General features: G+C 69.5%; 21 protein-coding genes. 13 read left to right on the top strand and 8 right to left on the bottom strand.

The window, feature by feature from the left end:
- The first annotated feature begins 109 nt into the window (after positions 1-109).
- Positions 110-772, top strand: a complete 663-nt coding sequence (locus ACFYZJ_RS15190) for an ATP-binding protein (protein WP_388567444.1) — start codon at positions 110-112, stop codon at positions 770-772.
- Positions 773-775: 3 nt separating this feature from the next.
- On the opposite strand, the gene ACFYZJ_RS15185 is transcribed toward ACFYZJ_RS15190, so the two are convergent.
- Positions 776-3,937 (bottom strand): DUF3427 domain-containing protein, encoded by a 3,162-nt coding sequence (locus ACFYZJ_RS15185; RefSeq protein ID WP_388567443.1) that lies wholly within the window; start codon positions 3,935-3,937, stop codon positions 776-778.
- Between the two features lie 152 nt (positions 3,938-4,089).
- On the opposite strand from ACFYZJ_RS15185, the gene ACFYZJ_RS15180 reads away from it, so the two are divergent.
- A complete protein-coding gene (locus tag ACFYZJ_RS15180) occupies positions 4,090-5,082 on the top strand; it encodes a YDG/SRA domain-containing protein (protein WP_388567440.1) in 993 nt (330 codons plus the stop codon).
- A 29-nt stretch (positions 5,083-5,111) separates the two neighbouring features.
- Here ACFYZJ_RS15180 and ACFYZJ_RS15175 read toward each other — a convergent pair whose 3' ends face one another.
- Together ACFYZJ_RS15175 and ACFYZJ_RS15170 are read right to left on the bottom strand one after the other, a co-directional pair.
- Complete coding sequence (locus ACFYZJ_RS15175; RefSeq protein ID WP_388567438.1) at positions 5,112-6,125, bottom strand: hypothetical protein; 1,014 nt, start codon at positions 6,123-6,125, stop codon at positions 5,112-5,114.
- Positions 6,126-6,405: 280 nt separating this feature from the next.
- On the bottom strand, positions 6,406-7,881 hold the full coding sequence (locus tag ACFYZJ_RS15170) for a beta-1,6-galactanase (protein ID WP_388567435.1): 1,476 nt from the start codon (positions 7,879-7,881) through the stop codon (positions 6,406-6,408).
- Positions 7,882-8,234: 353 nt separating this feature from the next.
- Between ACFYZJ_RS15170 and ACFYZJ_RS15165 the strand changes: the two genes are divergently transcribed.
- On the top strand, positions 8,235-9,041 hold the full coding sequence (locus ACFYZJ_RS15165) for a class E sortase (RefSeq protein ID WP_388567432.1): 807 nt from the start codon (positions 8,235-8,237) through the stop codon (positions 9,039-9,041).
- Positions 9,042-9,122: 81 nt separating this feature from the next.
- Here ACFYZJ_RS15165 and ACFYZJ_RS15160 read toward each other — a convergent pair whose 3' ends face one another.
- Positions 9,123-10,520 carry an MFS transporter gene (locus ACFYZJ_RS15160; protein ID WP_388567430.1) on the bottom strand — a complete coding sequence of 466 codons (1,398 nt, stop codon included), beginning with the start codon at positions 10,518-10,520 and terminating at the stop codon, positions 9,123-9,125.
- A gap of 160 nt (positions 10,521-10,680) precedes the next feature.
- On the opposite strand from ACFYZJ_RS15160, the gene ACFYZJ_RS15155 reads away from it, so the two are divergent.
- From ACFYZJ_RS15155 to ACFYZJ_RS15140, 4 genes are all read left to right on the top strand, one after another.
- Positions 10,681-11,214, top strand: a complete 534-nt coding sequence (locus ACFYZJ_RS15155) for a winged helix-turn-helix transcriptional regulator (protein WP_388567427.1) — start codon at positions 10,681-10,683, stop codon at positions 11,212-11,214.
- A gap of 89 nt (positions 11,215-11,303) precedes the next feature.
- On the top strand, positions 11,304-11,615 hold the full coding sequence (locus ACFYZJ_RS15150; protein ID WP_388567425.1) for a DUF6412 domain-containing protein: 312 nt from the start codon (positions 11,304-11,306) through the stop codon (positions 11,613-11,615).
- A gap of 151 nt (positions 11,616-11,766) precedes the next feature.
- Entirely contained in the window at positions 11,767-12,477 is a 711-nt protein-coding gene (gene yidC / locus ACFYZJ_RS15145; protein WP_388567422.1) for a membrane protein insertase YidC, read from the top strand.
- Positions 12,478-12,675: 198 nt separating this feature from the next.
- Positions 12,676-13,533: a fumarylacetoacetate hydrolase family protein gene (locus ACFYZJ_RS15140; RefSeq protein WP_388567419.1), complete on the top strand. Its 858-nt coding sequence runs from the start codon at positions 12,676-12,678 to the stop codon at positions 13,531-13,533.
- 71 nt (positions 13,534-13,604) lie between these two features.
- Here the strand turns inward: ACFYZJ_RS15140 and ACFYZJ_RS15135 are convergent, their stop codons facing one another.
- Together ACFYZJ_RS15135 and ACFYZJ_RS15130 are read right to left on the bottom strand one after the other, a co-directional pair.
- Entirely contained in the window at positions 13,605-14,099 is a 495-nt protein-coding gene (locus ACFYZJ_RS15135; RefSeq protein ID WP_388567416.1) for a heme-degrading domain-containing protein, read from the bottom strand.
- Positions 14,096-15,181, bottom strand: a complete 1,086-nt coding sequence (locus ACFYZJ_RS15130; protein WP_388567414.1) for a Gfo/Idh/MocA family oxidoreductase — start codon at positions 15,179-15,181, stop codon at positions 14,096-14,098. The genes ACFYZJ_RS15135 and ACFYZJ_RS15130 overlap by 4 nt, the downstream gene beginning before the upstream one ends.
- Positions 15,182-15,237: 56 nt before the next feature.
- Here ACFYZJ_RS15130 and ACFYZJ_RS15125 point away from each other — a divergent pair, with 56 nt between their 5' ends.
- The 6 genes from ACFYZJ_RS15125 to ACFYZJ_RS15100 all read left to right on the top strand — a co-directional run bounded on the left by ACFYZJ_RS15125 (position 15,238) and on the right by ACFYZJ_RS15100 (position 21,166).
- On the top strand, positions 15,238-16,377 hold the full coding sequence (locus tag ACFYZJ_RS15125; protein WP_388567411.1) for an ROK family protein: 1,140 nt from the start codon (positions 15,238-15,240) through the stop codon (positions 16,375-16,377).
- 171 nt (positions 16,378-16,548) lie between these two features.
- Positions 16,549-17,682, top strand: coding sequence for a hypothetical protein (locus ACFYZJ_RS15120; RefSeq protein ID WP_388567408.1), 1,134 nt, complete (start codon positions 16,549-16,551; stop codon positions 17,680-17,682).
- An 80-nt stretch (positions 17,683-17,762) separates the two neighbouring features.
- Complete coding sequence (locus ACFYZJ_RS15115) at positions 17,763-18,542, top strand: HAD-IIA family hydrolase (RefSeq protein ID WP_388567406.1); 780 nt, start codon at positions 17,763-17,765, stop codon at positions 18,540-18,542.
- 187 nt (positions 18,543-18,729) lie between these two features.
- Positions 18,730-19,416: a hypothetical protein gene (locus ACFYZJ_RS15110; protein WP_388567403.1), complete on the top strand. Its 687-nt coding sequence runs from the start codon at positions 18,730-18,732 to the stop codon at positions 19,414-19,416.
- A gap of 3 nt (positions 19,417-19,419) precedes the next feature.
- A complete protein-coding gene (locus tag ACFYZJ_RS15105) occupies positions 19,420-20,085 on the top strand; it encodes a class F sortase (protein ID WP_388567400.1) in 666 nt (221 codons plus the stop codon).
- Between the two features lie 55 nt (positions 20,086-20,140).
- Positions 20,141-21,166 (top strand): glycoside hydrolase family 6 protein, encoded by a 1,026-nt coding sequence (locus ACFYZJ_RS15100; RefSeq protein ID WP_388567397.1) that lies wholly within the window; start codon positions 20,141-20,143, stop codon positions 21,164-21,166.
- 214 nt (positions 21,167-21,380) lie between these two features.
- Here ACFYZJ_RS15100 and ACFYZJ_RS15095 read toward each other — a convergent pair whose 3' ends face one another.
- Both ACFYZJ_RS15095 and ACFYZJ_RS15090 read right to left on the bottom strand, forming a co-directional pair.
- Positions 21,381-23,318, bottom strand: coding sequence for a galactose oxidase-like domain-containing protein (locus tag ACFYZJ_RS15095; protein WP_388567394.1), 1,938 nt, complete (start codon positions 23,316-23,318; stop codon positions 21,381-21,383).
- Entirely contained in the window at positions 23,315-25,252 is a 1,938-nt protein-coding gene (locus ACFYZJ_RS15090) for a glycosyltransferase family 2 protein (RefSeq protein WP_388567391.1), read from the bottom strand. The genes ACFYZJ_RS15095 and ACFYZJ_RS15090 overlap by 4 nt, the downstream gene beginning before the upstream one ends.
- Positions 25,253-25,874 lie beyond the last annotated feature (622 nt).

Below are 25,874 nucleotides of genomic sequence, written 5' to 3'. Positions count from 1 at the left end.
CTTCGCTCCGATCAGCCCCGGATGAGAGTTTCATTTTGAGAGTCTCAGTGCAACCCTAAGTGTGCGAGTGATCGCGCTCCGCACTTGTTCGGGATGGAGGGGAAGACTCATGCAAGGCGTCACATCTACACAGAAGAAGCCCTGGGAACTGCTCTTTCTGGCAGAGCCAGAAGAAGTCGCTGGTCTGCGTCGTGTCCTGCGGACGCACCTGAGCCTCTGGGGCCTGCACGACGTAGTGGACGCCGCTGAGCTGTGCGTCAGCGAGCTCGTTACCAACGTGATCAAACATGTCGGTCGCGGCACCCCGACCACCTTGGCTGTCTCAGCCAACGACGCTCACGTACGTATCGAGGTACGCGATCCCGACCCGCGCGCCCTACCCACCCTCCTTGACACGGGAGTCGAGGCGGAGAGCGGACGCGGCATGGCGCTGGTCGACGCGCTCGCTGACCGCTGGGGTGTTCAACTCTTCGCTGATCAGAAGGTTACTTGGTGTGAGTTAGCCACCACGCTTACGCGCCCCATCGGTCGCCCCGGGGATCAGCGCGTTACACGAGCCGAAGCTGTGCTCGGCTTCTACGACGAGGTCAGGGAGCCGCCTGCCACTCGTCCGAGCAAGTTGTGCAGAGTCACGGCGGAGGAAGCGGCGATCCAGGTCATCGCCGACCTCCTCCACTGGTTCCAAGCCCATGGCCGAGACGCGGATGAAGCCCTTGACCAGGCCCAGATGCGCTTTGAGGCCCAAGTTGGCGCCTCTGGAGGCGGTGTATAGCCGTCATCCGGCCGCGATGGCCGAGTACGCCCACACATCCGCTGGGATCGGGTGCTTCAGTTGCCACGTAATGGCCATCGGCTTGCTCCCCTTGTGATCGACGTACTCAGCGGGACCAAGCAGCATCCACGGCTGGGCGCCGCCGATGTCAGTGTTCTTGTAGCGGCGCACGAAGAGGAGGACATGGCTGCCTTCCGCGACGTGATGCTGGTAGCGAATTCCAGTGGGCGATGTCTCCGACGTCCGGTTCTGGGATTCCCAGTGGAAGAGGGTCTCACTGAGTGCGTAGTCGTGGTAGCGAGTCTGCGGGGAGAAGTCCTTCTCGTCCTTCTCCAAGGTGATGAGCAGCGCATCTGTCTTGATGGGCTCGCACCACTTGACGCCCTCTCGGAAGTCACCCGGCATGAAGCCACCGATATAGGACTGGCCCAGCGCAGGGAGGATCTCCTCGCGACTGTATGAGGCGTGCACGGTCAGAGGGACACCTTTGGTGCCGCCGATCCCCAAGAGTGGGATGGGGATGTGTTCCGTGTGGGCGAGGTTGTACTCCAGTACCTGTCGCAACTCGCTGCGTACGGCGTGCTGCTTGCGGAGGGATTCAAAGGCGGTGTCGTAGTCCGCGAAGCCCTTGCGGGTGACGCCGCCCAAGGGCCACAGCTGGAAGAAGAGCATGCGGGCATAGGCTTGTTGTTGCTCGTCAAGGGCGCTGTAGGGCGGGGCGTCATCCTCCAGCATCCTCGTGTACGAGGCCACGCGAAGCGGGTCGTCCACGTGGAGGAAGGCGGAAACCCTTTTAAGCAGCGCCGCTTCTCCTTCCGGCGCCTCGTCCTTCAAGAGGCCGGAGCGGCGGAGCAAGCCGGTCCATGAGTTCCCATTGCCTCGGTAGATCTCCTTGAGCTCACGCCCGCTCTCGGAAAGGTAGCGGCTCAACTTCGGTTCGGAGTAGGCGGTGACCTCACGAGCTAGGGCTGCCACGTTGATCCCGATTCGCTCCTTGATGTTGGCTATAATCGTTTTCTTCGCCTTCTCCTCCAGGATGATCTGGCAACCGGAGGGAAGCTGTGGGAAGTCGTGCTCGATGTTGTCCAAGAGCCGCTTGCGCGTGAGGTTGGTGAGAACGCGGAACTGGTTCTCGAAGCGGAACTCCTTGCGGTGTTGGCCGATGAAGTCCAGGACGGTCAAGACTGCCTTGTTCTCGCTGCGGCGCAGTCCGCGGCCGAGTTGTTGCAAGAACACCGTCGCGCTAGACGTGGGGCGTAGCAGAAGCAGCGTGTCCACGTCGGGGATATCGAGGCCCTCGTTGAAGAGGTCGACCGAGAAGATCACCTGGAGTGATCCCGATGCGAGGTCCGCCAGGGCTTGCTTGCGATCATCGGCCGGAGTGTCACCTGCCAGTGCCACGGCGTTTAGGCCGGCGGCCCTGAAGTAGCGTGCCATGAAGTGCGCGTGCGCAACCGAGACGCAAAAGCCCAGTGCCCGCATGGCGCCAGGATCGGCGATCTTCTCTTCTACGGCTTTGATGACTAGGCGCGCTCGCGCGTCGTTACCGGTCAGCACATTGCTCAGAGCAGCTGCATTGTACGCGCCCCGCCTCCACTCGACCGCGCTCAGATCTGTGGTGTCGCTGATACCGAAGTAGTGGAAGGGGCTCAGGAGGTCGTTCTCCAACGCCTCCCAAAGGCGCATCTCGGCGGCGATCCGTCCGTCGAAGAACTCGTCTTGGATGTTCTTGCCATCCATGCGTTCCGGGGTCGCGGTGAGTCCCAGCAACTCTAGCGGCTCAAAATGATCCAGGATCTTGCGATACGTCGGTGACGTCCCGTGGTGGAACTCGTCGATCACAATCACATCGAAGTGCTCCGGAGCAAGCCGGCCCAAGGCGCGCTCATCGAGTGACTGCACGCTGGCGAAGACGTGGGCCCATCGTTCGGGGATCTCCCCACTGTGCAGGGACTCGCCGAAGTTGGCGTCCACCAAGACGTCTTGGTACGTGCGGAGCGACTGCTGCAAGATCTCTTTGCGATGGGCCACGAACAGGAGCCGAAGGTCCCGGCCGTGCTTCTTGCGTAGTTGTTTGTAGTCGAGTGCCGCCATCACCGTCTTGCCGGTGCCGGTCGCAGCCACGAGCAGGTTCCGGTGCCGGTCATGCACCCCACGTTCGACGTCTAGCCGCTCCAGCATGTCGCGTTGGTGTGGATATGGGCGCACCTCGAGGCCGGACAGGGTGATACCGCGGTCCGCTGTGGTGATTGAGGTGGTGCCTCCCGCAATCGCTAGGGCTTCTTGGAGACGCTTCCCGTCGGTCTTCGGGTCATACGCCTCAAAGGATGGGTCGCTCCAGTACGCGTCGAAGGTCGCCTCGAATTTGCGCAGCACGTCGGGCGTAGCAATGGATGAGAGCCGAACGTTCCACTCGAGACCATCCAGCAGTGCAGCCTTGGAGAGGTTGGAGCTGCCGACGTACGCCGTGTCGTAACCGCTCTCGCGCCGGAACAGCCAAGCCTTGGCGTGGAGCCGAGTCGACCGCGTCTCGTAGTTGACCTTCACCTGGGCGTTGAACTCTTCGACCAGCCGGTCCAGGGCGCGCCGCTCGGTCGCCCCGATGTACGTGGTGGTGATGACGCGTATTGGTACGCCCCGCTCCTGGGCGGCCTTCAGGGACTGTTCTATGATCCGCAGCCCGTGCCACTTCACGAAAGCGCACAGCAGGTCGACTCGGTCGGCTGTGGCCAACTCGGCTCGCAACTCGAAACCGAGGCTTGGGTCTTCCGGGGAGTTCGTGAGCAGGGCCGTGTCGGACAGTGGGGTGGCGGGGCGGAGGGCGAAGACGCCTGGAGCTTCTTGCTTGGCCAGCGCAAGGAGTTGGCGAGGTCCGGCGGCTACCAGATCCACCCACTCTCGTGCTCCCTGAAGAGTGCTGATGGATTCCAAGATGTGATTCGCCGCATGAACCCGCTCTTCTGGCGGCAGGCCTTGCAGCACATGCCGTACCGCCTGGGCCACATGTCGTGCTAGCACGTGCGGCACCGACTCTGGCCCAACCGGCTCGCTCACGGGGTGCCACCCAAGCGCGGAGAGCTCCTTCAACTTCTGCTCGAACCGCAGTGTGACGAGCTCCTCGTAGACACCCGCGACAGGGTGCGCCAGGTCTCGCTGTCCAGTCACATCGCCCCCCGATCTTCAGACGTGGAGCCTATGTGTAACAGACGCCACCGACACTCAGGCCAGGGTGGTGCCTCAGAAGCTCCATGCGCTGTAACTGGTCAGTCACGGTTGCCTGTTGACAGAAGTGATCAAGTCCGGCCCACTATGGTCGCGTGAAAATCGAACGAGTCATCGGTCATGTCGCGGGTGTCCCTGTTGGGGCGGTCTTTCGCAGGCGCATAGATGTGATGCGGGCGAAGCTGCATCGCACGAATCAGAAGGGCATCTCCTGGTTAGCGGACGGGGACGGCGTTGAGGTCGGCGACGCCATCGTGCTGAATGGCGGCTACGAGGATGATGAAGATCATTGGGACTGGATACGATATACGGGCGCCTCTCCGGACAAAGACAAGGAAGTGAACACCGGATGGCTTCTTCGTAGCCAGTCATGGACATATAGGGACAATGCTGCGTTGAAGCGTAGCTATGAACGTGGCTATCCCATTCGGGTTATTCGTGGCTACGAAGGGGATGAGAGGTACTCGCTGCCCGATGACTACCGGTACGACGGCCTGTACAAGATCACAGCCATCCGTACGGCCGTCTCCAAGAGGGCTGCTCCGGATGGCTCGGAGATCAAGATCTGCCAGTTTGACCTAGAGCGCCTTCCTGATCATCTTCAGGCGCAGACTCCCCTGGAGCGACAGATTGTCGAGCTGCTTGAAGAGGCTGACGAGCGGGAGACCAGTGAGAAATTCCCGGAGATACGTACTGTCCAGATGCAGCGTCTTGTGAGGGACACCGCGGCTGTCAGGCGCATAAAGCAGCTGTACGACGGTGAGTGCCAGCTGTGTGGCCTGCGGCTACTCGGTCCGGATGGTAGGTCTTACAGCGAGGGTGCCCACATCAAGCCTTTAGGGAAGCCGCACCACGGGCCTGACGTCGAGCCGAACATTCTCTGCCTCTGTCCCAACTGCCACGTTCGACTCGATATTGGGGCCGTCGTCATAGCGGACGACTGGTCGGTCATCGTGCGGGCCAGCGCGTTCGGTGCCGATGTGTTGCCGAAGCTGCGTAGAAAGGGCTGGCACCAAGTGCACCTGGACTACATCCGCTACCACCGTGAGCTGTGGGAGGGATCGGCCGTGCCCAGCCCGACACAGTAGGGCTGGGGCGCACGGCGTGCGGCCACGGGTCACCCAGCCCCGTGGCACCCCTCATAAACCGCCCCCGACCCACACCAACACCCATCCCCCCGCTCCGGCGGCCAAGCCACAGCCCGTCCCCGGGCGGCCAGTGTCGTCGCGTACTGCGGGAGCAGTGAGACATCCCCCGGTGACGTGCCCTCCGACGCCGCGAATGCCTCGTACGACGGGACCGTCCCCGTCACGATGCCCAGGTTCCCCGTACCCGACGCCGAAAGCTCCCTCAGCGACGCCTCTATCGTCGCGAGGTGCTCCCCGTGCGACGGGTACTCCGCGCCCAGCGACGGGTACATCGCCACCAGCTCGGCCAGCTCGCCCGCCGGCCAGTGCAGGATCGCCACCGGGAACGGGCGGGACAGGGCCTCCCGGTAGGCGCCCAGTTCCGCTCGGAGGCGGGTGATCTCCGCCTTCAGTTCCGCCGGGTTGTCCGAGCCCAGGGTCCAGATGCGCTTCGGGTCGTGCAGCTCGTCCAGGGAGATGGAGGAGGAGTGGACCGTGTCCGCCAGGGCGTCCCACTCGTCGTGGGGCGCGCCCAGCATGCGGCGGACGCGGTGGCGGCCGTAGAGGAGGGGGTGGGTGGACTGCGGGGGTTCCGTGGTGTCGCCGACCAGGAGGCGCAGGCCCTCCGTGAACGTCTCCTCCGCCGCCTGGAGCTCGTCGTGCGACTCCAGGGACTCCGCGACGATCACCCAGGGGGCCGGGTGCCGTGGGGCGGCCGTGCGGACTCCTTCGATGATCGCCCGGGCCTCCGCCTCGTGGTCGTACTCCCACAGGTTCGACGCCTTCAGGGCGCGCACCAGGTGGGGGTTCTCCAGTGGCTCACCGGAGGACAGCAGGCGGTCGTACAGCGCGGTCGCGCCGGGGCGGTCGCCGGCCAGCTCCCGGTGGGCCGCGGCCTGCAGCAGCAGGTGTTCCGCGTCCTCGGGATACAGGCCGGCAGTCCGCTCCAGGCGTGCCGCCTCGGCGGTGTGGTCGACGTTCTCGGCAGGCGTGTCGGGGCGCATGGGGGACACCGTACTGCCGACGGCTGACAAAGGTGAGAGATTCGCAGGCCAGGGATGGTAAGGCGTTCCTCCGGCGGTGCTCAGCCGGTGCGGGGCCCGCCCGGCCTCGTCCGCCCGGCCCTTCTCCTCGCCGCCCGCGTCATCACCGCCGGTCCGGCCAGGACGATCGCCGCGCCCACGTACAGCGGGGCCCGGTAGCCGAGTCCCGTGCTGATCGCGACGCCGCCCAGCCAGGCGCGCGCCTGGGGGCCTTGCCCACGCGGGAAGCCAGGGCGCGTGATCAGATGACCACCCCGTCCACCTGCAGCGTCTGCACCGCACCCGCCGCGAACGGCACGCTCAGCGTCTTCCCGCTCAGGTAGGTGTCCGAGTGGGACGCGTACAGGTCGCCGCCACCGCCCGTGACCGTGTTCCAGCGCGGGACCGCGCCGCCCGTGCCGCCCGTCACCGTCGTGAAGCGGGAGAGGTCGAAGGTCAGGGTCTGGGCGGCGGAGGATTTGTTCGCCGCGACGATCACCAGGCGTTTTGCTGAGGTGTCCAGGGCCGCGACCGCGTAGTCGACTCCCGTGTCGAGGATCGTCATGCCGGGGCGGATGTGGCGACTGAACTGTGCCATCACGTAGTACTTCGTCTGCACCGCGCCCGGCTGGAGCGTGCTCGCGTCGTACGCGATCATCGCCCAGCTCGCCGTCGGGTCCATCACCTGCCAGTAGACCCACGCGGTCGGGTGCAGCCAGCGGAAGTCGAGGAGCAGGTTGCTCGCCAGGGTGAGGCCGGTGGCGTCGCCGTCGCCCGTCTCCGAGTTCCACAGGCCCTTGCCGGCCGTCTTCACCACGTCCGTGTAGAGGAGGTCCCTGCGACCGCCGGAGCCCTGGTAGCCGTGGACGTTGACGCGGTTGACGTAGCCCTTCGTCGTCGAGCTGAAGGAGCCCCATGTCGTACGGGCGAGGTCGTAGCTCGTCTCGTCCGACGCCGAGATCCTGGTGCCCGTCAGGCCGCGCTTGTCCAGCTCGCTGCGCAGGTACGGCAGGACGGCGGACTGGACGGTCGCGTCCATGTGGCAGCCCTCCTGGGTGCCGTCGGCCTTCCACCAGCCGGACGACGGCTCGTTGAAGGCCTCGACCGTCGTGAAGCTGACGCCCCAGTTGTTCCTGGCGTAGAGGGCGACGGAGGCGAGGTGGGAGGCGTGCTGGCGGTAGTTCCAGGACTGGAGGTTGTTGCCGCCGTCGGAGGCGCCGGAGGGGTTGTGGTTCAGACACATCCACCACATGGGCGAGTTGGCGAACAGCTCGCTGATCGCGCCGCGTTGGGTGGCCTTGACGAGCATGGCGCGCTGGGTCGCGTCCGCCGTCCACTTCCAGGCCGAGGAGGTCGGGTCCTCGTTGTTCCAGTCCTGCCAGTAGCCCTCGATCTGCTTGAAGGACGGGATGTTGGGGGAGGCGACCATCGATGCGCCGCCCACGCTGTTCCAGCTGCACGCGCCGAGGTTGTAGCGGGCGATGTTCAGGCCGAGGCCGGGGAGCGTCCTGCCGCCGTACGACACCGACTTGGTGGTGAAGAAGATGTCGGCGAAGTCGTCCCGGGCGCCGAAGACGTTCGCCCACCAGGCCAGAGAGGTGCCCCAGCCCTCCCAGCTTCCGTACGTCGTCCCCGGGTTGACCGCGATGGTGGCGTCCGCGTGCGCGGTGCCGGTCGCCAGGGCGCTCCCGAGGAACGTGCCGCCCGCGGCGGCCAGCAGGGTTCTGCGTCGGATCATGGGCCTCTCCGCCTCTCCGTGCCGCTCGAACGCCGGGTCGTCCCTTCGGCGTTGACCGGTTCCGCTGGATGCAACACGAAGGATCGGGTGTGGCGGACGGGGTTGTCGAGAGTTGTGGCGGCCCTTTCTAAAACCGGTAGATGAAGGGGGAGCGGAGGGGGCAGGAGGAGAGGGCGGAGGGGGAGGGAGCGGAGGAGGAGGGGGCGTAGGGCGAGGGGAGTGTCCGGCGCATGAGCCATGAGCCATGAGCCATGAGCCTGGTGACTTGGAGGCGCGTCTTCTATCGTGCGGGCGGTTCCCGGCGGCGCGCCCTCCGGCCGCGCGGCGGGGCTTCCGACGAAGGAGGCGTGCGCATGCGGGTTCTGCGGGCTTCCGTCGTCGTGCACCGCACCCGGCGGCGCCGTGCCCTTCGCCGCCGAGCCCTGTGGGCCGGAGGGGAACTCCTCGTCACCGTCGGCCTGGTGCTTCTGCTGCTCGTCGTGCACGAGGTGTGGTGGACCAACCGGGAGGCCCGGCAGGGGGCCGGGCGGAAGGTGGAGGCGTTGGAACGGGAGTGGGGGACGGCGACGACCCCGGGCACGGGAGCCATTGCGGGCCCGGACGCCGGTGGGAGCGGGGGTGGCTCCCGGGCGCCGGCCTCCTCGCCTGTGGGGCACGAGGGCGGCGGTGGCCGGCAAGTCGGGGGCTTCCGGCAGCCGAGCCCCGCCCGCTCCCGGGCCTACGCCGTCCTCGACATCCCGCGGCTGCACCTCCGCGTCCCCGTCGCCGAGGGCGTGGACAAGGCGGAGGTGCTGAACAAGGGGTACGTCGGCCACTATCCCGGCACCCAGCAGCCGGGCCAGGCCGGGAACTTCGCCGTGGCCGGGCACCGGAACACGCACGGGGAGCCGTTCCGGTACCTCGACCGGCTGCGGATCAAGGACCTCGTCCAGGTGGAGACCGGGGCGGCGATCTACACGTACGCCGTCGACCAGGTCCTGCCGGAGACCTCCGCCCGCGACTCGGGTGTCATACGGCCCGTGCCGCGTTCGGTCGTCAAGCCCGCTTACGGCTACAGCGACCCCGCGTACTACATCACCCTCACCACCTGCACCCCTGAGTACACCTCCCGGTACCGGCTGGTGGTGTGGGGCACGCTCCTGTCCATGCGGCCTCGGTGATTCAACCTGTCCGCGCGACCGGTGGACCTGCCCGCGCGGCCCGGTGGACCTGCCCGCGCGGACAGGTGGTTCAAGAAGCCCTCACGCCCGCTCCCGCAGCACCAGAACGGCGGCCGCGCCCACCAGCGCCAGGCCCGCCGAGACGACCGCCGCGACGTTCGCCCCGTGCGCCAGTGAACCGGGGCCGCCCGATGTGGCCAGGGCGATGGTGAGGGCCACGCCCGCGCAGGAGCCGATGTAGCGGAACGTCTGCTGGGCGCCCGAGCCCATCGCCGCGCGCTCGGCGGGCACCGACTCCACGGCGACCCGGGGGAGCGCCGCGTTCAGCAGGCCGCTGCCCACGCCTCCGATCACCAGCCCCGGCAGTACGCGCGTCCAGGAGCCGGAGCCCACCGCGCCGAGCAGCGTCAGGACGGCAACGGCGTGCAGCGCGAATCCGAGGGCCAGCTGGTGACGGGGCGAGAAGCGGCCCGGCAGCCGCTTCACCTGGAGCGCGACCGCGAAGGACAGCCCGGACCACAGCGCGAACAGCCACGCCGTGGCCATCGGGCTCAGCCCCAGCGTCCGCTGGAGCAGCGTCGGCAGGAAGGTGAACAGGCCGATCACCGCCAGGCCCGTGAACAGGCCGCCCGCCGCGGAGCCGAGGAAGCGCGGGCGGCGCAGCAGGGTCAGGTCGATCATCGGGGTGCGGGTGCGGTGTTCTATCAGGGCGAAGGCCGCGATCAGGACCACGGCCGCCGCCAGCAGCAGCGCCACCGGTGTGCGCAGCCAGCCGTCCCGGCCCAGCGTGAGCGCCGCCACCAGGGAGACGAGGGCCAGGCTGAAGACCAGGGCGCCCGCCAGGTCGGGCCGTCCGCCCCGCGGCGCGCGGGACTCCGTCAGCACCCGGGCGGACAGGGCCGCGACGATCAGTGCCGCGGCGCCCAGGACCCCGTAGGCCGGCCGCCAGCCGGGCAGCGCCCCGGCGACCAGCGGTCCCACCGCGATGCCGCCGCTGACGAACGCGCCCCACACGCCGGTCGCGTGCAGCCTGCCGCGCGGGGTCGGGTAGGCGTGCACCAGCAGGCCGAGGCTGCTGGCGAGGAGTGCCGCGCTCGCGGCGCCCTGCGCGATCCGGGCCAGCGTGAACAGCCATGTCGAGGTCGCGAAGGCGCCGAGCACGGTGGTGATGCCGAGGGCGACCGTGCCGGCCACGAAGATCCGGCGGCGCCCGTGGTCGTCGGCGAGGCTGCCGGCCACCAGGAGCAGCGCGGCGAGGCCGAGCGGGGTGCCGTTGAGCAGCCAGGCCTGGGCGGAGAGCGGGGTGTGCAGGGCGGCGACCGTGGCGGGAAGTGTGACCGCCGGCGCGGTGTACGTCATCAGTGCCACGGCGGTGGCCGCGCTGGTCAGGGCAAGTGTGGCGGCCGCCCGTGGGGTCTCGTGGGCGGCGGGGGTGGTGTGGGTTCCCGCAGTCGGTGCGGTGCGTTCCAGCTGTGGCATGGCCTGCCCTTCCGAGGCGGGGTCGGATCGTAAGGTTCGGTCATTGAACCCTCGGTCTGTCAAAGACGCTAGCAGGGTCGGTTCGGTCATTGAATCAATATGGGGCAAAGTCGATTCGGTGAATGAACCATGCGTGTCGGAAAGTCGCTACAGTGAGCTCATGGCTCTCGGCAAGGACTACGCGACGCAGGAGTGCTCCATCGCCCGCGCGCTGGAGATCGTCGGCGAGCGCTGGACGCTGCTCGTCGTGCGCGACGCGCTCTACGGCGTACGGCGCTACAACGACTTCCTGGTCCACCTCGGCATCCCGCGCGCCGTCCTCGCGGCCCGTCTCCAGACCCTGACCGCCGAGGGCATCCTCGAGAAGCGCCGCTACCAGGACTCCCCGCCGCGCGACGAGTACGTCCCGACCGACCGCGGCATCGCCCTGTGGCCCACCCTGCGGGCGCTCGGCCGGTGGGGGCGTGAGCACTGCTCGGAGGAGCAGTTGCGCGTCTTCCGGCACGCGACCTGCGGCACGGACAGGGAACTGGGCCCCTACGGCGAGTGCCCCGCCTGTGGAACCGTCGTGCCCGCCGAGGACGTTGAGATGCTGCCGGGACCCGGACTCGACCCCGACCCGGCCGATCCGGTCAGCCGGGCACTGCTGAAGCCGAAGAGGATGTTGCAGCCGCTCGAGATCGAGCCTGTATAACGGCAACCTGCAGCAACTGCAGCAACTGCGACGACTGCGATGACTGCGACAACCACAGTGAGGGCAAGCGAGTTGGGGGAGGAGTGCGAATGATCCGGACCTGGGCGCAGCTGCGTCCCGCCGCCGCACTGCTGCTCCTGCTCCTCGAGGTCGCCCTCCTCGACACCGGCAGCCTCCCCACCGCCGTCGCCGTCGCCGCGACCGCCGCCGTCGGTTCCGCCCTCGCCGTCTGCGCGCTGATCGCCGCCCGCAGCGTGCCCGCCGTGCCGCCGACCCGGGTGCGGACGGCGATACGGGACCGGCAGCACCGTACGGCGTTCCTGCCGCAGCGGGACCCCGACGCCCCGGGCCGTACGCGACCACGGGCACCGGGGCGTGCCCTTCCGGCGACCACCGCGTAGGGCACGTCCTCGTCGTACGGCCACGGCGTCATACGGCGAGGCCGTACGGCCATGTCCGCCGTAGGCCCGTGACCCCGCGCGGGTCGTCATGCCGACACCCACACCACCCCGGCACGACGAGACCCCGGAGGGCTCAGCCATGTCCGCGTTCATGTCCCTGTTTGCCGGCCTGGTCGAACGGCTGGCCGACCTGCTCCAGCCGTTCTTCCACGCCTCCGCGGCGGCGGCCGCGATCGTCCTGTTCACCGCGCTCGTACGACTCCTCGTCCACCCCCTCTCCCGCGCCGCCGCGCGTGGACAGCAGGCCCGCGCCCGGCTGCAGCCGCGGATCGCCGAGCTGAAGAAGAAGCACGCGAAGGATCCCGAGAAGTTCCAGAAGGCGGTGCTGGCCCTGCACGCGGAGGAGAAGGTCTCCCCGCTGTCCGGCCTGCTGCCGGCCCTCCTCCAACTGCCCGCCTTCTTCCTCCTCTACCACCTGTTCTCGAGCACGAGGATCGGCGGCGAGGGCAACCACCTGCTCGCCCACGCGCTGTTCGCCGCGCCGCTCGGCGACCGGTGGGCCGACGCGCTCGGCCACGGCGGGCCGCTCGGGCCTGCCGGGCTCGTCTACCTGGGACTGTTCGCGCTCGTCGCGGGCGTCGCCGCCTTCAACTACCGGCGTACGAAGCGGACGATGGCCGAAAGCCCGGTTCAGGCAGGCGACGGCGAACAGGTCCCCGGGCTCGGCGCGGTCACCAAGGCCATGCCGTTCCTGTCCTTCTTCACCCTCGTCACCGTGGCGGTGGTGCCGCTGGCCGCAGCGCTGTACGTGGTCACCAGTACGACGTGGAGCGCGGTGGAGCGGGCGGTGCTCCACCGCTGAGCGCGCCGGGGCCGGATCAGGCCGGGGCCGGGGTCGTCGGCGGTCCAGTCCGTGAACGGGGTATTGCGGACTGACCGCACGACCTTGGAGGATCGACCAGTCCTCCGATGGCTGCGGCTCCGGCCGCACCCGGCCGCACCTGGGCGCACTTGGCCGAACCCTTCGGCGGACTGTCCGCGAACTAGGGAGACTGTGACCATGAAGCTGCTGCGAGTCGGTACGGCGGGGTCGGAGCGGCCCGCGCTGCTCGACGCCCAGGGAACCCTGCGGGACCTGTCCGGTCTCGTCCCGGACATCGACGGGCCGCTGCTCGCCGACGACGCCGCGCTCGGCCGGATGCGTGCCGCGGCCGAGAGCGGTGAGCTGCCCGCGCTGGACCCCACCGGGCTGCGCATCGGACCGCCGCTCGCCCGGATCGGCAAGATCGTCTGCATCGGGCTGAACTACCACGACCACGCCCGCGAGACCGGTGCCGAGCCGCCCGCCGAGCCGGTGATCTTCTTCAAGGCGGCGGACACGGTGGTCGGCCCCAACGACACGGTGCTCGTGCCGCGCGGGTCCACCAAGACCGACTGGGAGGTGGAACTCGCGGTCGTCATCGGGCGTACGGCCCGGTACCTGGAGTCCCGGGAGGAGGCGCTCGCGCATGTCGCCGGGTACGCCGTCGCGCACGACGTCTCCGAGCGCGAGTTCCAGCTCGAGCACGGGGGGACCTGGGACAAGGGGAAGAACTGCGAGACGTTCAATCCGCTCGGCCCCTGGCTCGTGACGGCCGATGAGGTGGCCGACCCGCAGAACCTGTCCCTCAAGCTGTGGGTCAACGGGGAACTGAAGCAGGACGGGACCACTGCCGAGCAGATCTTCCCGGTCGCCGAAGTCGTGCGGTATGTCAGTCGGTTCATGACGCTGTACCCCGGTGACGTCATCAACACGGGGACGCCGGCGGGGGTTGCGCTGGGGCTGCCCGAGCCGAAGCCGTTCCTTCGGGCCGGGGATGTGGTGGAGCTGGAGATCGACGGACTGGGGCGGCAGCGGCAGGAGTTGAAGGACGCCTGAGGGGTGGGAACTGCGCGAGGTCGGCGGCTCCAAGGCCGTAGCCGGTTGCTCGCGCAGTTCGCCGCGCCCCTTCAGGGGCGCGGCAACCCCTGGTTCTTGAACCTCTCCAACGCTTCGACCACCAACCGGTGGTCCTCCACCTGCGGCAGCCCCGACACCACCACCGTGCCGATCACCCCGGCCCCCTCCACCCTGACCGGGAACGCGCCTCCGTGGGCCGCGTAGACGTCGGGGTCCAGGCGGGACGACTCCTCGAACGTCGTGCCCTTGGCGCGAAAGCGTGAGCCGACCAGCAGGGACGAGCAGCCGTAGCGTTCGACCACGCGGCGCTTGCGGTCGATCCAGGCGTCGTTGTCCGGGGTCGAACCGGGCAGCGCCGCGTGGAAGAGCTGCTGGCCACCGCGCCGGATGTCGATGGCCACCGGGGCCTTGCGCGCCCGCGCCAGCTCCACCAGCAGCGTGCCCAGCCGCCACGCGTCGTCGTAGGTGAAGTGAGACAGCGTCAGGCGGTGCTCCTGCTCCTCGAGTTCGGGGACATCGGGGATTTCGGGGGCCGTGGCAGTCACAGCTTCACCTCCACGCCCTCGTGGGCCGAGCGTCGCGCGGCCTCCAGGACGTCCAGGGCCTCGGCCGCCTCCAGGGCCGTCACCGGGTTCGGGCCGTCCTCGCGCAGAGCCGCGGCGACCGCCTTGTAGTACGCCGGGTAGTCGCCGGGGACGGTCGGCACGGCGTCGCCGCCGCCGGTCAGCGGGGAGTCCCCGGCGCCGATACGGCCCCACAGGGATTCGGGCTCCTGCCCCCACTCCGGGCCGGGGCGCAGCCCCTCGCGCAGGGCTGCCTCCTGGGGGTCCAGGCCGTACTTGACGTACCCGGCCCGCGAGCCCAGCACCCGGAAGCGGGGGCCCAGCTGGGCCGCCGTCGCCGAGACGTACAGGTGGGAGCGGACACCGCTGGTGTGCGTGAGCGCGATGAACGTGTCGTCGTCCGCCTCCGCGCCCGGGCGGCGGACGTCGGACTCGGCGTACACCGAGGTGACCGGGCCGAAGAGGACCAGTGCCTGGTCGACGACATGGCTGCCCAGGTCGTACAGCAGACCTCCGATCTCTGCCGGGTCCCCGGATTCGCGCCAGCCGCCCTTGGGCTTCGGTCGCCAGCGCTCGAAGCGGGACTCGAAGCGCCAGACGTCGCCCAGCTCGCCCTCGGCCAGCAGCTTGCGCAGGGTCAGGAAGTCGTTGTCCCAGCGGCGGTTCTGGAAGACCGAGAGCAGCAGGCCCCGCTCCTCGGCCAGGGTCGCCAGCCCGCGCGCCTCGGCAGCCGTGCCCGCGACCGGCTTGTCGACCACGACCGGCAGGCCGGCCTCCAGGGCGGCGGTGGCGATCGGGACGTGCGTCTTGTTCGGCGAGGCGACGACGATCAGGTCGAGTTCGCCGGCGCGCGGCCACAGCTCGTCGGCGGTGGCGGCGAGCCGCACGTCCGGGAACTCGGTGCGGACCTGCTGCTGCCGCTCCGGGTTGGAGGTGACGACCGTGTCGAGGACCAGGCCCTCGGTGGCGGCGATCAGCGGGGCGTGGAAGACGGAGCCGGCGAGGCCGTAGCCGACCAGGCCCACGCGGAGGGGGGTGTCAGTGCCAGGGGCTGTGCCAGTCATGCGCCCCACTTTCGCAACACTGTTGCCAAAGTGCAAGCGCCGGGGACAATGGGGGCGTGAACAGGACGTACGCGAGACCGGGCGAAGGCGGCAGGCAGGGCGGAGGGACCGTGGCGAGCGGCGTGAACCTGCTGGCCCTGCGCAGCCACAACACGGCTCTGGTGCTGGATCTGCTGCGAGCGGCCGGGGAGCCCGGGATCAGCCGGCTGGAGCTCGCGGAGCGGACCGGGCTCACTCCGCAGGCCGTCAGCAAGATCACCGCCCGGTTGCGGACGGACGGACTCGTGGCGGAGGCGGGCCGCCGTGCCTCCACCGGCGGCAAGCCACGTACGGTGCTGCGGCTGGTGCCGGGCGCCGGGCACGCCGTGGGGCTGCATCTGGACCGGGACGAGCTGCGGGCGGTGCTGTGCGACCTCACCGGTGCGGTGGTCGCGGAGCGGCGGGTTCCGCTGGACCTGGGCGCGGGGGCGGAGGCCGTCGTCGAGGGGGCGGCCCGCGAGGTCCAGGGACTGGTGGGCGAGGTGGCCGTACTCGGCGTCGGGGCAGCTCTGCCCGGCCCGCTCGACCACCGGCACGGTGTGCTGCACCGGGTCACCGGGTTCCCCGAGTGGGACGGGTTCCCGTTGCGGGAGGCGCTGGCCCGGCGGCTGGCGGTGCCCGTCGTCGTCGACAAGGACACCAACGCCGCCGCGCTCGGGCTCGCGCTCGGCGGTGCGGCCGAGACGACGGATGCGTCGTTCGCCTATCTGCACCTCGGGACCGGGCTCGGCGCCGGGCTGGTGCTCGGCGGCGCCGTGCACCGGGGCGCGCGGACCGGGGCGGGGGAGTTCGGCCACCAGGTGATCCAGCTCGACGGGCCGCCGTGCGGGTGTGGGAACCGGGGCTGCCTGGAGGCGCTCTGCCTCGCCGCCGTCGCGCGCGGCGACGTGCCCGAGGCGGCACGCGTCCTCGGCGTGGGCGCCGCCAACCTGGCCGGGCTGCTCGACATCGACCTGGTGCTGCTCGGCGGCCGTACCGTCGCCGCGCACCCGGACTCCTTCGTCCGGGGAGTGGGCGCCGTCCTCGACGCACGCGCCCGGCGCGAGGGCTCGACCGCTGCCGTACCGGTGGCCCTGGCTCCCGGCGGGGCGCGCGGCGTGGCGGAGGGCGCGGCCCAGTTGCTGCTCGCGCCGTTGTTCGGTCGGGCGGAGGGGTGACCCGGGCTACCGCCCTGCCGCAGGCGCGGCGACTGTGCCTGCCGTGGGCCCGGCGACCGTGCCCCGCCGCGGGCGTGGTGACTGCGCTGATCGGGGGGACTTGGGCGGGCCGGTCGGGCTCGGAGGGCGTGGCGCGCCCTGGGGTGACTCCTCCTGTCCGGTCATATCTTCATGCGACAGTCTCGACGGACCCCACTGCCCCGGCAGCCCCAGCAGCTTCGCAAGGCCCGATGGCCTCGCAAGCCGCGACAGCCGTACCTGCCCTGGCGGGCCTGTCCGCTTCGGCGGGCCGGGACCGGCCCTTGGCGAGCCGGGACCGGAAAGAATCCCCGGCATGGCGCCCGCCGGCCCCTGCGGGCCAGGCGGGCCGACCCGACCCGCCTGGCCCTTAGCGCTGCCCTCCGCGCCCCGCTGGCCTTTCGTGCTCCGCTGGCCTTTCGTGCTCCGCTGGCCTTTCGTGCTCCGCTGGCCTTTCGTGCTCCGCTGGCCTTCCGTGCTCCGCTGGTCCTCCGCGCCCCGCTGGCCCTGCTCCTGCCCTGCGCCCTCGTCGCCGCCGTCCTCCTCCAGGCACCCGCAGCCGCGCTCCCGGCCGACACGAAGCCCAGCTGCGCCGGGCGGGACCAGCACACCTTCCCCCTCACCGCCCGCATCCGCGGCGGACCCAGGCGCTACGCGGCCGGTGGCGCCGCCCACACCTGGTACATCGACCTGAAGAACACCTCCGCGCAGCCCTGCGGCAACATCCACCCGGTCCTCGTCCTCGTCGACACGCACCGCGCGCTGACGGCCGCCCAGGCCAAGCTGGAGTTCTTCGACGGCGACCATCCGCACCCCGTCACCTTCGAACGCACCGACGAGCAGGAACTGGTCGGTCCCTTCGACGACGGCTTCCCCGGCTTCACCCTGGCCCCGGGCCAGACCCTCAGCGTGAAGGTGCGGCTCGCGCTCGCCTCCGGTACCCCGCAGGACGACGTCGTGGCGACCGCCGCGATCGTGCGGCGGCGCGGCGACGACGGCGACTGGGTCGGTCAGTCGAACGACTACCGGTTCACGATCGAGGCTGGTGCCCGGACCAACACGGAATCCGGCTCCCGGTCGCCCGCCCCCCGCCGCAGTCAGGCCGCCGAGGCGCTCGCCGACACCGGCCCCCAGGCGCCGCGCGGCCTCGGCACGATGGCCGGCGGACTGCTCCTGACGGCGGGCGGCCTCCTCGCCGCGGGCCTGCCCCTGCTGCTGTACCGGTGGCACCGCCGGGCCCGCGCGCGGTACTCCGTGCCCGGGGGGAAGCGAACCGACCGGCCCTGATTACGCTGGGGCCCCGGGCGCACCGTCTTCCGGCGTCCCCGGAGTCCCCGGTTCCCCTTGCGTACGGCAGGAGATCGCACATGGCAGAGCGCAAGCCCATCGAGTCATGGCTCACCGACATGGACGGCGTGCTCATCCACGAAGGTGTTCCGATCCCCGGCGCCGACGCCTTTCTGAAGAAGCTGCGCGAGTCCGGCAAGCCCTTCCTCGTGCTCACCAACAACTCGATCTACACCCCGCGCGACCTGCACGCCAGGCTGCGTCGCATGGGTCTGGACGTGCCGTTGGAGAACATCTGGACCTCGGCCCTGGCCACCGCCAAGTTCCTGGACGACCAGCGGCCCGGCGGCACCGCGTACGTCATCGGCGAGGCCGGGCTGACGACGGCGCTGCACGACATCGGCTACATCCTGACCGACCACGAGCCCGACTACGTGGTCCTCGGCGAGACCCGCACCTACTCCTTCGAGGCGATGACCAGGGCGGTCCGGCTGATCAAGAACGGCGCCCGGTTCATCTGCACCAACCCCGACGAGACCGGCCCCTCCACCGAGGGCCCGCTGCCCGCCACCGGCGCGGTCGCGGCGCTGATCACCAAGGCGACCGGCAAGAAGCCGTACTTCGCGGGCAAACCGAACCCGCTGATGATGCGGACCGGGCTGAACACGCTCGGGGCTCACTCCGAGACCAGCGCGATGATCGGCGACCGGATGGACACCGACGTGCTGGCCGGCATGGAGGCAGGCATGCAGACGTTCCTGGTGCTCACCGGGCTGACCACGCCCGAGGACATCGACCGCTACCCCTTCCGCCCTTCCCACGTGGTGAACTCGATCGCGGACCTCGTCGACCGGGTCTGACCCTGCGCGCGGGGTGCGGCGCCGGGAACTCGATCGCGGACCCGGCGGCCGTCCGCACCCCGCCCGCACGGTGCGGTGAGCAGCCCGTACGGCGCAGGACCCGCCCCTCGTACGGAGTAGTCGAGGGTCCCGTCCGGATGCGCCGGAGTGCCCGTCGGGGGAGTCTCCTGGTATCGGGAGGTTCACGATGGGTTCACTGCGGCTCACCCTCTGTGCGGGCGCCGTCGTCGCGGGAGTCCTCACGTCCGCGGCGTACGCCGCGGACGCGCAGGGCATCGTCCTGACCCCCGCGTTCCCCGCGCCCGGCAGCGACGTGCGGCTGGCCGTACGGGGCTGCCCCGGCACGACCGGCACCGCGGTGTCGGACGCGTTCGTGGCTCAGGTACGGCTGGTCGGAGGCGACGGCACGCTGTCCGGCGACACCAGGGTCCGCTCGGCGCTGTCGCCGGGCCGGTACCAGGTGACGGTCGGCTGCGACGGCCGGGAGATCAGCGACACGCTCACCGTGGCCGGCCCGACGGCGTCCGCGCCGTACAGCGCCACGCAGTCCACTCCCATCGCGCCGTACAGCCCCACGCCGTACACCACCACCGGTACGGCGTCCGCCGCCCCCGCGAACTCGCCGCCCGGCCCCGCTGCCCTCTCCAGTCCCTCCTCCCCGTCCTCCGTCTCCTCCCTGTCCTCTCCGTCGTCGGCGTCCTCGCCGGTCGCGCCGGTGCACGCGGGCGGCGGTGGTACGGCGGATGCCTCCTCCGACGACCCCCGGGTCCCTGGGCCCGGTCTGCGGCAGGCGGTGATCGGGCTGATCCTCGCGGGTGTCGCCGGAGTCGTGGTCGTCGCGCGCGGCGCCCGCCGGGACCGTGGCACGGAGTGAGCGATGTCCGGGCACGAACGTTCCTGCGGTACCGGGCGCCTGCTGATGGGCGTCGCCTGGGTGGTCCTGCTGCTCGGGCTGTGGATGTGGGGCCGCGAGGTCACCGACGTACGACAAGGGATCTCCGCACCGACGACCGGTGACATGGCCGCCGTCGGCCGCCCCCCGACGGCGCAGCTACCGCCTGCCGCACGGCCGCTGAGGCAAGCCCTGCCGCTGCGCGTCGACATCCCCGACCTGGGCGTGCAGGCACCGGTGGTGGCGCGCGGCCTGGACGCGCGGGGTGCCGTCGACCCGCCCCCGTTCGACGAGCCCGGGGTGGTCGCGTGGTACCAGGGCGGGGTGACCCCGGGGGCCGCCGGGACGGCGCTGTTCGTCGGGCACGTCGACACCCGGAGCAAGCCCGCCGTCTTCTACCGGATCGGCAGCCTCCGGCCGGGCGCCACGGTGCGGGTGGTACGCGACGACGGCAGGGTCGCCGAGTTCACCGTCGAGGACGTCGAGGTGCTCTCCCGTGACCACTTCGACGCCCGGCAGGCGTACGGGCAGCGTGAGCCGGGCCGGGCCGAGCTGCGGCTGATCACCTGCGGCGGCACCTACGACAGGGCGAGCGACACGTACTCGGCCAACGTGGCCGTGTCGGCGTACCTGACGAGCGGCTCACCATGACCCGGTGGGTATGTCACGATTGGGGCGTAAGGCGGTACAGCCAAGGGGGAGTTGGATGTACGGGACGAGGGGTGCGGGGGCACGCGTGGCCACGGCGGCCGCGGTGGGAGCCGCGTTACTGCTGGCCGGGTGTTCATCGTCCGGAGGCGGGGGCGAGGAGGAGAAGGGCGGCTCGGGCGGCAGGGTCACCCAGCAGCCCAAGGCGTCGGACCCGTTCTGGGTCAACCCGGACGGGAACGCGGCACGGCAGGTCACCGCGTACGAGAAGGCCGGGAGGCGGGCCGAGGCGGACCGGATCAGGAAGATCGCCGAGCAGCCGACGGGGGAGTGGATCGGCCCGGAGAACCCGGAGGCGGAGGCCCGGGGCTTCACCGAGGCCGCCGAGAAGGCGGACCGGACCGCCCTCCTGGTCCTCTACAACATCCCGCACCGCGACTGCGGCCAGTTCTCGCAGGGCGGCGCGGCCGACGGCAACGCCTACCGGGCGTGGATCGACGGTGTGGCCCGGGGCATCGGGGACCGGCACACCACGGTGGTCCTGGAGCCCGACGCGGTGCTGCACATGGTGGACGGGTGCACGCCGGACCAGTTCCACGAGGAGCGCTACGACCTGCTCAAAGGCGCGATCACCACGCTGAAGGCGCTGCCGAACACCAAGGTCTACCTGGACGCCGGCAACGCCGGCTGGCAGCACCCGGACGAGATCTTCGAGCCGCTGCAGCAGGCGGGCGTCGACCGGGCGGACGGCTTCGCGGTCAACGTCTCCAACTTCTACTCGACCAAGGACTCGATCGCCTACGGCAAGCAGTTGTCGGCGAAGGTCGGCGGCAAGCACTTCGTGATCGACACCAGCCGCAACGGCAACGGCCCCTACACGGACGGAGACCCGCAGCAGCGCTGGTGCAACCCGCCGGGCCGGGCCCTGGGCGAGGCGCCGACGACGAAGACGGCGGACCCGCTGGTGGACGCCTATCTGTGGGTGAAACGCCCGGGAGAGTCGGACGGCACCTGCAAGGGCGGCCCGAAGGCCGGGCAGTGGTGGGCGGAATACGCGCTGAAACTCGCCGAGGCCGGCAACTAGCGCCGCGACAGGCGACGTTTGCCCGTCAATGAGCGGCGTCCGGTGCGGCGAGTGGGGGTCCCCCTGCGCGAAGAGCTTGGGGGAGCGTGCCGGGCGTCGCGACGGGGCGCCCCCTGTCGCGGCACTGGCGTCCGTCACGACAGGGGGCGCCCCCCGATGGCGGAGGGCGCCCCCATGTGCGTACGAGCTACGGGCGCCCCCGAGGGCCCACGAGCTACGGCACCTTGACCCACTGGGCCACCGACGGCGTCCCCTGGTCGTCGTCGACGAACAGCATGTACCAGCCGGGAAGAACGAGGTTCCTGTTCTTCGGCATGGTCACGGTGATCCTGTCCCCGGACGTCTTGAAGTCAAGGGCGATCGACCGCTGGTCCACGTCCGTGACGTGCGTCGACGCACTCGGCCGGATCAGCCGCACCTTCCGGATCGACGACGCGTGCTGCGAGGTGAACGTCCCCGAGGCGCCCGGTGCGATGGTCTGCGGCCCGCCCGACAGCGACGGCCGGGAATCCCGGTACAGGTACGGCGGCGTGTATATCTCGATGCGTTGCTCGAACTTTCCCGGCCTGGTGTTCGCCTTGTCGCCGTACAGCGAGTCCGACCCGAAGAACATCACGCGCCCGTCGGGCAGCAGGATCGAGCCCGAGTGGTAGTTGCGGCCCACCAGCGGGTCGGCGACCCGCTGGAAGGCGTTGCGGTCCGGGTGGTAGAGCCGCGCCTGGAGGATGTTGGAGTCGCTGCGGCCGCGGTAGTCCTCCGAGCCGCCCGAGACGAGCACCGTGTCGTCGGGCAGGACCGAGGACTGCGGGTAGCGGGTTCCCTTCTCCAGGGACGGGCCGTCGACGAACCTCGGGTTCTTGTCCTTGAGGTCGATCAGCCGGGTCTTCCTGCTGGACAGCTTGGACTCGCCGACGCCGCCGCCGCCGATCACCATGTACTTCTCGTTCTGCGCGGGCGGCAGCAGTACCGTGCCGGACGTCTCCATCATGTTCGGGTCACTGAGCCCGGGCAGCTTGGTGAACTTGTTGGTGTCGACGTCCCAGACACCCGGGTCGCGGCCCACGTTGTCCGGACCGTAGCCCGCGTTCGAACCCGAGTAGAAGATCTCGCCGTTCTGCATCAGGAACAGCTCGGGGTAGGTCGGGAACTGACGGATCTTCGAGGTGTACGTCCACTTCTTCGTGTTCGGGTCGAAAACCTCGTTCTTGCCGGGGACCAGCTGACCGATGTCGTCGAGCCCGGAGACGCTGAGGATCTTCCCGTCGCTCAGCGTGGTGAGCGTCGGGTACCAGCGGGCCTCGTTCATCGGGTCGACCTTGATGTACTTCTCAGCGACCGGGTCGAACTCGTAGGCGTCCCGGATGCCCTGGAAGTCCTTCTTGTCGAGGGCGAGCTTCTGCGCGATGCCGTAGGTGTTGCGCGCGTCGACGCCGGTCAGGCCCTGGATGCGGTAGTTGTCCTGGGTGCCGGTCTCGTACTTCGCGCCGCTCTTCTCCGCCTCGACGTAGATACGGCCGAGACCGGGGTCGTTGCGCAGGAACCTTCCCGTCTTCTTGTCGAAGACCTTCGTCGCGCGCGGTACGAGCACCGGGTCCTTGGACACGAAGGTCCTGCCGTTCTCCCTGCCCGTGAATCTCGTGCCCGCGGGGAGGGTGATCGGCTTGTCCGGGTTCTCGTTGTGGACGATCATCAGGCCGCCGGCCTTGGTGACGTCGCCCTTCAGCTTCTCGTACCGCTTGGTGCCGCCCGCGATCAGGATCTTGCCGTCCGCGAGCTGGGTGTGGCCCGTGCAGAACAGGTCGTTCGGTGTGGGCACCTTCTTGATGGTGCCCTTGACGGGGTCCCAGATCCGGGTGTCGAACTGCTTCTTGTCGAAGTTCTCCTGGTTGTTGCCCGACCCGGCGATCATCAGCACCTTGCCGGTGTGCAGCAGCACGGCGTGGATGGTGTCCTGGCGGTACTCCTTCGGGAACTCGACGATCTGCCAGTGCCCGTTCTCCGCCTTGTACTCCGGCTTGTTGATGACGTAGTCGTGGTACTGCGCCGTCCCGAAGCGGTACAGCCACGGTCCGTTCATGCCACCCAGCGCGAGGACCACCACCGTGCCGATCGCCAGCCGTCGAGCGCGACGGCGGCCGGCCTGGTCATTCATTTCTTGCGTCCCCCAAGAGCGATCTGCATGGTCTGGTCGTCATGTCCGGCCAGGGCGGGCCGCTGCCCCGGTGTGTGCGGCCCGGTGGGCTGGTGCGGTATCACCGCGGTGTCCTGCGGCTCGTCCGCGGCGGCCGGCTTCTTCTTCGCCTGCCGCAGGGTCCAGCGCCAGGCGACGATCGGTGAGGCCGTGATCAGCAGGGCCAGCGAGGCCCAGGTGATCATCGCGGGGTGGGAGTGGCCGAGGAGGAGGCCGGCGACGATCGAGCCGCCGAAAACCAGGATGAAGAACAGGTGGATCCGGAACGTCCCGAACAGCGTGTCGGGGCTGGCCGAATCGCCCTTGGGCGTCACCACGAACCTGCTCTTGCGGCGCAGCACCGCGTCCATGAGCGAGCGGGCGTAGACCGGCGCGGACAGCGCCGACATCACCATGCCCGCCACACCGCCGGAGCCCTCCGGCTCGTGCGGGGAGACGTTGTGCCGGCGGTTCCAGATGTACAGGCCGATCTGGAGGGCCGACGCGTTGCCGTACAGCATCAGCCACACGGTCGGGTCGATGTTCACCCCCGATGCGCCGAGGCCCAGGAACAGGGCGCAGCTCAGCGCCGCCAGGATCCAGTTGAGGGCCGACATCGGGTAGAAGATGATCATCATGGTGTAGTTGAAGAGCCTGCCGGGCGGCAGTGAGAAGAAGCCCTTCCAGTACTGCTTGAGGATCGTCTCGTAGGTGCCCCGCGACCAGCGCAGCTGCTGGGTGAAGAAGTCCGTCCAGGCCGCCGGGCCTTCGCCGACCGCGAGCACGTCCGGGGTGTAGACGGACTTCCACTTCTTCCCGGTGGCCGGGTTCCGGTGGCGGTGCATCTCGAACCCCGTCGCCATGTCCTCGGTGATCGAGTCGTACAGACCGCCGATCTGCTGCAGCGCGCTGATGCGTACGGCGTTGGAGGTGCCGACGAACATGGGCGCGCCGTAGCGGTTGCCGGCGCGCTGGATCAGCGCGTGGAAGAGGAACTGCTGGGACTCGGCGGCCTTGGTGACGAACGCGTCGTAGTTGCCGTAGACCTGGGGGCCGATGACGAAGCCGACGTCCGGGTCGCGGAAGTAACCGAGCATCCGCTCCAGGTAGTTGGGCAGCGGCACGTGGTCGGTGTCGACGGAGGCGAAGTAGTCGTACTCGCCGCCGTGCGCCTCGAGCCAGGCGTTGTAGTTGCCGTGCTTGGTCTTGGCGCGGTGCGGGCCCTTGGGCCGGTTCCACTTCTCGACGCCCTTGCGGGTGAAGTGGTGCACGCCCAGGCGCTCGCAGACCTGCTTCACCTCCTCATCGTCGCCCTCGTCGAGGAGCCAGACATGCAGAAGGCCCCGGTGGCGCAGCCGGACGGCGGCTTCCAGGGTCTTCGTCACCATCGACAGTGGTTCCTTGCCGGGCACGTAGGTGGTGAGGAACGCGACTCTGGTGCCGGTCTCGGGCACCACCGGGACCGGGTCGCGGGCGACCAGGGTGGCGTGCGCGTTCGACAGGACGTTCATGCACCGGAAGAACTCGATCAGGCCGATCGAGACGAGCATCACGATGTCGAGGGCCGGCAGGAAGTCGTAGGCGGGATAGTCGCGTTCGGTCCAGTGTTCGGGCTGCAGCAGCCAGGCGAGCAGGATCAGCGACAGCAGCGGCGCCGCGCCCAGCATGAGGGCGGCGCGTATGCGGTGCGGTTCCTGGGACAGCAGTGAGCGGTACTGGACCTTGTACGGCTTGGTCGGGTCCGGTTCGGTGAGCGGACCCGCCAGTCGGCTGTAGTGCTCGTAGTCGTATCTGGGCAGCGTCCGTTTGATCCGGTGGATGGTGCCGGTATGGCCCGTTCGGTGCGACACCACCCTGAGCCGGGTGGTCTCAGACGAGTCGAAGTCCTGCCGGGCGCCCGTCGGCGTCGACGTCATGAGTCATCCCCCCGCACGCACATGTGCGTGTGTGTTTTTGCTGGCTTTCGCCCGCTTTGGGTCCCCCTTGACCTTGGCGGACGTATCAGTGACTGGTCGGCGTCACCGGGTCATCTCCACCATATCGACACGGTTACGCGACCTTCCGGTTGCAGGACGCCCCCCTCGGCATCCCTTTCTGCGGGGCCCCCATCCCCGCGCCTGGCAACCGGGCCCTACCCCCAACTGCCGTGCCACGGCAGTCCCTTGCAGCCCAGGGTTCTACGGCGTCCGGCTTGATCGCAAGATGCGAAACGCGGTGTTTACCGGTCATACCGGCTCAATGAGTCGTTTCTTGGTTCCTTCTGGTGCGGTTGCGATCACCTTTGTACGGATGTTGAGGAAGTGGTTCCTTACGGCGCCACCGGCTTCCCTCTTCTGGGAATGCATCCGCGCCGGACGGCGCGACCGCCGGCGGACCTGACGGGAGCGCGGTACGCGCTGGACGGCGGCTGACGGTGCCCCCGGGGGGGCGTATACGCCCGACAGCGGGATGGCGCACCGGCCTGGTGGGGGGCCGTGCGGGCCGGGCGGCGCCTGCGGCCGACCGGGGTGGGGGTGTGGGTGGCGAGGCCCCCCACAT

It is taken from the genome of Streptomyces sp. NPDC001848, from assembly GCF_042891915.1.
In the GTDB taxonomy this organism is placed as follows: domain Bacteria; phylum Actinomycetota; class Actinomycetes; order Streptomycetales; family Streptomycetaceae; genus Streptomyces.
This window is presented reverse-complemented; position numbering and strand designations above follow the sequence as displayed.